The sequence below is a fragment of the Angustibacter peucedani genome (genome assembly GCF_054779595.1).
Window position 1 is genome coordinate 1 of sequence record NZ_BAAGXY010000132.1, and the last position, 4,777, is coordinate 4,777.

5 protein-coding genes and 1 pseudogene are annotated in these 4,777 nt (G+C 74.8%); all 6 read left to right on the forward strand.

Annotation, left to right across the window (positions count from 1 at the left end; all coding sequences use genetic code 11):
* A pseudogene (locus tag ACYVJ4_RS17560) lies at positions 1–471 on the forward strand (hypothetical protein); the annotation flags it as partial.
* A gap of 39 nt (positions 472–510) precedes the next feature.
* Complete coding sequence (locus ACYVJ4_RS17565; protein ID WP_460461381.1) at positions 511–1,482, forward strand: glycosyltransferase family 2 protein; 972 nt, start codon at positions 511–513, stop codon at positions 1,480–1,482.
* A gap of 1 nt (position 1,483) precedes the next feature.
* On the forward strand, positions 1,484–2,575 hold the full coding sequence (locus ACYVJ4_RS17570; protein WP_460461382.1) for a glycosyltransferase family 4 protein: 1,092 nt from the start codon (positions 1,484–1,486) through the stop codon (positions 2,573–2,575).
* Positions 2,572–3,510, forward strand: coding sequence for a lysylphosphatidylglycerol synthase domain-containing protein (locus tag ACYVJ4_RS17575; protein ID WP_460461383.1), 939 nt, complete (start codon positions 2,572–2,574; stop codon positions 3,508–3,510). Before ACYVJ4_RS17570 ends, ACYVJ4_RS17575 begins: the two co-directional genes overlap by 4 nt.
* A 10-nt stretch (positions 3,511–3,520) precedes the next feature.
* On the forward strand, positions 3,521–4,333 hold the full coding sequence (locus tag ACYVJ4_RS17580; RefSeq protein ID WP_460461384.1) for a class I SAM-dependent methyltransferase: 813 nt from the start codon (positions 3,521–3,523) through the stop codon (positions 4,331–4,333).
* A gap of 97 nt (positions 4,334–4,430) precedes the next feature.
* Positions 4,431–4,777 (forward strand): hypothetical protein (locus tag ACYVJ4_RS17585; protein WP_460461385.1); only part of this gene is annotated, 347 nt, incomplete at its 3' end.

A 4,777-nucleotide genomic window follows, 5' to 3' on the forward strand; every position in this document is an offset into this window, starting at 1 on the left:
GCGGCCACGGCCGTGGTGCTCGTCGCCGTGGTGGCGGTCGTCGTCCCGCCGCTGCTGGCGACGCTGCCGGTGGCCGGTCAGCGCACCGAGCGCGGGGAGGTGGCCGCGGTGCGCGCGGCCTGCGCGGCGTTCGCCCCGGGTGACACCGCGGTGCTGGTCGACAGCCGCGCCGCGAACGAGTGGACCCCGGTGCTGCGCGGCGTCTGCGACGTGCCGACCGTCGTCGTCCGGTCGAGCACGGCGGTGCCGGCCGACGCCGCCACCGTGCTGGCGGTCGCGAGGGCGGTGGTCGCTGCCGGACGACGTCCGGTGGTCGTCAGCGCGGGCTCGCCCGAGGCGGTCGCGCGGCTGGGGGCCGTGCCCCGCCAGGTCGTCGACGTCCGGACGCTCGAGGACCAGCGGCTGCTCAACCGTCGTCCCGAGGGGCAGGCGCGGCTCGACGTCGACCTGTGGGTGGCGCCCGCCACGTGAGCGTGGCTCGTGCGGGGCCCCGGTACGCTCGGCGGCGAGATGAGCGAGCACCCCAGCACCCAGGTCCTGCCCACCGCGCCCGGCACGGCGCTGCCGACCGCACCGGTCGACGGCGACGGCGCGCCGCCCTACGTGTCGGTGATCCTGCCGGCCTACAACGAGCAGGACCACGTGCTGGCCGAGGTCGAGCGCATCTGCGCCGCCCTCGACGCTAGCGACCTGACCTACGAGCTGCTCGCGATCGACGACGCCAGCACCGACCTCACGCTCCAGCGGCTGCGCGACGCGGCGCCGCACTACCCGCACATGAAGGTGGTGCCGTTCCGCCGCAACGGCGGCTCGGGCACCGCCCGGCGCATCGGCACGCAGATGGCGCGCGGCCAGGTGGTGGTCTGGACGGACGCCGACATGACCTACCCCAACGAGCGGATCCCCGAGCTCGTGCAGATCCTGCGCGACGACGAGTCCTACGACCAGGTCGTCGGGGCCCGGACGACGGAGGAGGGCACCCACAAGATCCTGCGCGTGCCCGCGAAGTGGTTGATCCGCAAGGTCGCCGAGCGCCTGAGCAACCAGAAGATCCCCGACCTGAACTCCGGGCTGCGCGCGTTCCGCCGCGAGGTCGCGCTGCCGTACCTGCGGCTGCTGCCGCCCGGGTTCAGCTGCGTCACGACGATCACGCTGGCGTTCCTGCAGAACCAGCACGACATCCGCTACGTCGACATCCACTACTCCAAGCGGGCCGGCGTCTCGAAGTTCCACTTCGTGCGCGACGCCTACCGCTACATCCTGCAGGTGCTGCGGATGGTCATGTACTTCGACCCGCTCAAGGTGCTGATGCCGCTCGCGCTGTGGCTCACCGCGATCGGGCTGGTCAAGGGCGTCGTCGACATGGTGCGCCACCCCTTCTACTTCCCGGCGAGCACCGTGCTGCTGGTCGTCAGCGGCCTGATGATCGGCTCGCTCGCGCTGCTGTCCGACCTCGTCGTCCGGTCCCGAGACGGGGTCTGAGATGCGGGTGGCGGTCGTCGGACCGACCCACCCGCTCAAGGGCGGCGTCGCGGCCCACACGACCGAGCTGGCCCACCACCTCGCGCGCGAGGGCCACGACACCGAGCTCGTCTCGTGGTCGCGGCTGTACCCGAAGGCGCTCTACCCGGGTGAGCAGGCCGTGCCGGGCGGCATCCCCGACGTCCCGCCGTTCGCCGCGACGACCCGACGGCTGTCGTGGTCCAACCCGGCGTCGTGGCTGTCGGCCGGACGTCGGCTGCGCGGCCACGACCTCGTCGTCGTCGTGCACGTGGTGCCGGCCGTCGTCCCGGCCCACCTCGCGCTGCTGCGCGCCGCGGGCTCGGGCCCGCGCACCGTGGTCGTGGCGCACAACGTGCTGCCGCACGAGCCGCACCCGGGCGCCGAGCGGCTGGTGCGCTCGCTGCTGCGGTCGGCCGACGGCGTCGTGGTGCACTCGCTGGAGCAGGCCGAGCTGGCCCGCGGGCTGGGCGCGGACGACGTCCGCGACGTCCCGCTGCCGCCGCACCTGCCCGGGGGCGAGCCCGAGGAGCGGCCGACGTGGGACGGCCCGCCGCGGCTGCTCGCGCTGGGGATGGTGCGCGACTACAAGGGCACCGACCTGCTGCTCGAGGCGCTGCGCCAGGTGCCCGACCTGACCCTCACGGTGGCAGGCGAGCTCTGGGGCGAGGCGGGCGAGCGCGTGCGGCAGCTGGCCGGTTCGCCGGGGCTCGAGGGCCGCGTGGAGGTGGTCGACGGCTACGTGCCGGCGACGGCGCTCGCCGGCCTGCTCGCCTCGCACGACGTGCTGGCGCTGCCGTACCGCTCGGCGACGGCGTCGCAGAACGCGCTGCTGGGGTTCGCGCACGGGCTGCCGGTGCTGGCGACGCGCACGGGCACGTTCGCCCACGACGTGCGCGACGGCGTCGACGGCCTGCTCGCCGAGCCGGGCAGCGTCGGGTCGCTGGCCGACGCGTTGTGGCAGCTGCTCGAGCCCGACCGGCTCGAGCACCTGCGCGCCAAGGTCCGGGCACCCGACCTGCGCACGCCGTGGCGGCACTACCTCGACGCGTTGACCGACGAGGCCGCTGCGTGAGCCGGGGGCGCGTGGTCGCGGTCGCGCGCGTCGTCCTGGGGCTGCTGGTCGTCGCCGCGGTCGTCTGGGCGGTCGCCGCCAGCTGGTCGGAGGTCAGCGGCGAGCTGCAACGGGTGTCGCCGCTGGCGCTCGTGGGCTCGTCGGTGCTGGCGCTCGTCGCGCTCGTGCTGACGCTGGTGGGGTGGCGGGCGCTGATGGCCGACCTGGGCTCGCCGCTCGCGCTCGGGCCGGCGTCCGGCGTGCTGTTCGTCGGCCAGCTCGGCAAGTACCTGCCCGGCAGCGTGTGGACCGTCGTGGTGCAGGCCGAGGTGGCGAGCGCGCTCGGGGTGCCGCGCAAGCGCACGGCGGTGGCCGGGCTGCTGACCGTGGCGATGAGTGCGCTCGCCGGGCTCGGGGTGGGGGTGGTGGCCCTGCCCGCGCTCGTCTCGGCCGGCGGGTCGGCGGCGTCGTGGCTGGTGCTGCTGGTGGTGCCGCTCGGGCTGGCGGTGCTGCACCCGCGGGTGCTGAACGCGCTGGTCGACCGCGGCCTGCGGCTGCTGCGGCGGGCGCCGCTCGAGCAGCCGCTGTCGGGGCGGGCGATCGCCGTGACGATGGGCGCGTTCGTGCTGGCGTGGCTGGCGCTGGGGCTGCACCTGTGGGTGCTCGTGAACGACCTCGGGGCGCCGGCGTCGTCGTCCTGGGTGCCGTCGGTGTTCGGGTACGCGCTGGGGGCCTCGACCGGGATGCTCGCGGTGCTGGTCCCGGCCGGCTTCGGGGTGCGCGAGGTGGTGCTGGTGCTGCTGCTCACCGGGCCGCTCGACCGACCGGCGGCGCTGGCCGTCGTCCTGCTGTCGCGGTTCGTCGTCACCGGCTCGGACGTCGTCGCCGCGGCGGTCGGCTGGGGGTACGACCGCAGCCACCACCTGATGGCGTCGCGCCGCGCCGCCCGACCGTAGGCTGCCGGGCATGGCGAGGACCCCCGAGCGCACCGCGCAGCTGGCGTACAGCGAGCAGATGGCCGCGATGCGCGACGAGGAGAAGCGGCGTCGCAAGGCGGCCAAGATCCTCGCGGTGCTCCGGCACGTGCTGGGACGCGACTCGCTCGCCGGCCTGGACGTCGTCGACGTCGGCTGCTCGCAGGGGTTCATCGCCGACGAGCTGGCCGGGGCGGGTGCTTCGGCGACGTACGGGGTCGACATCGACGTGCCGGGGCTCGCGGTCGCCCAGTCGCGGTTCGGCGAGCAGGTGCGGTTCGTGTGCGCGGCGGGGGAGGCGCTGCCGCTGGCCGACGCCTCGGTCGACGTCGCGGTGTTCAACCACATCTACGAGCACGTCGTCGACCCCGACGCCGTGATCGCGGACATCAAGCGGGTGCTGCGCCCGGACGGTGTGCTGTACCTCGGGCTGGGGAACCGGCTGGGCGTGGTGGAGCCGCACTACAAGCTGCCGTTCCTGTCGTACCTGCCGCAGGCGGCGGCCGACCAGTACGTCCGCGCCTTCGGGCGGGCCGACCACTACTACGAGCAGTACCGCACGCGGCCGGGGCTGCGGCGGATGATGGCCGGCTGGCACGTGCTCGACTACACGCTTCCGGTGCTGGCGTCGCCGGAGCAGTTCGCGGACGACGGGCTGGTGCCGGGGCCGGTGACGAAGCTGCCGGAGGCGGCGCTGGCGTCGCTGCTGCCGGTGCTGCCGACGTACCTATGGGTGGCATCGCCGTCGCCGCTGGTGGCGCGCGGGGCGGCGCTGCGGGTGGGGCCGAGGTCGGTGCGCACGTAGGGCTCGGCGTTCGTCCACCTGTGGACGACGGTGGTCACACCGTCCACAGGTCTGTTGTGCCGCAGTCGTTTGTCGGTGGCTGCTCTAGGTTTGACGCATGACGACGACCGCCGGGCGACCGCCCTCCACCGCCGCGTGGCGGGTGGCGGACGCCGGGCTGGGTGCCGAGCTGCGTCGGTTCGAGCACCAGGTGCGCATGGCCGAGGTGGCCTTGGTGCAGGTCGCGGCCGAGGCGATGCAGCGCGGGCTGCCCCGGCAGAGCGGGTGCCGGGATCTGGCGGCGTGGCTGCGCCGTGAGCTGCCCGCCTGCAGTCCGGGCGGGGCGGCGCGGATCGCGGCGCGGGCCGAGGCGTTCTACCGCTCGCCCGCCGCACCGGAACTCGCGCCGACCCGGGAGGCGCTGCTGGCGGGAGTGATCAGCGGGGAGCAGGCCGATGTCATCGC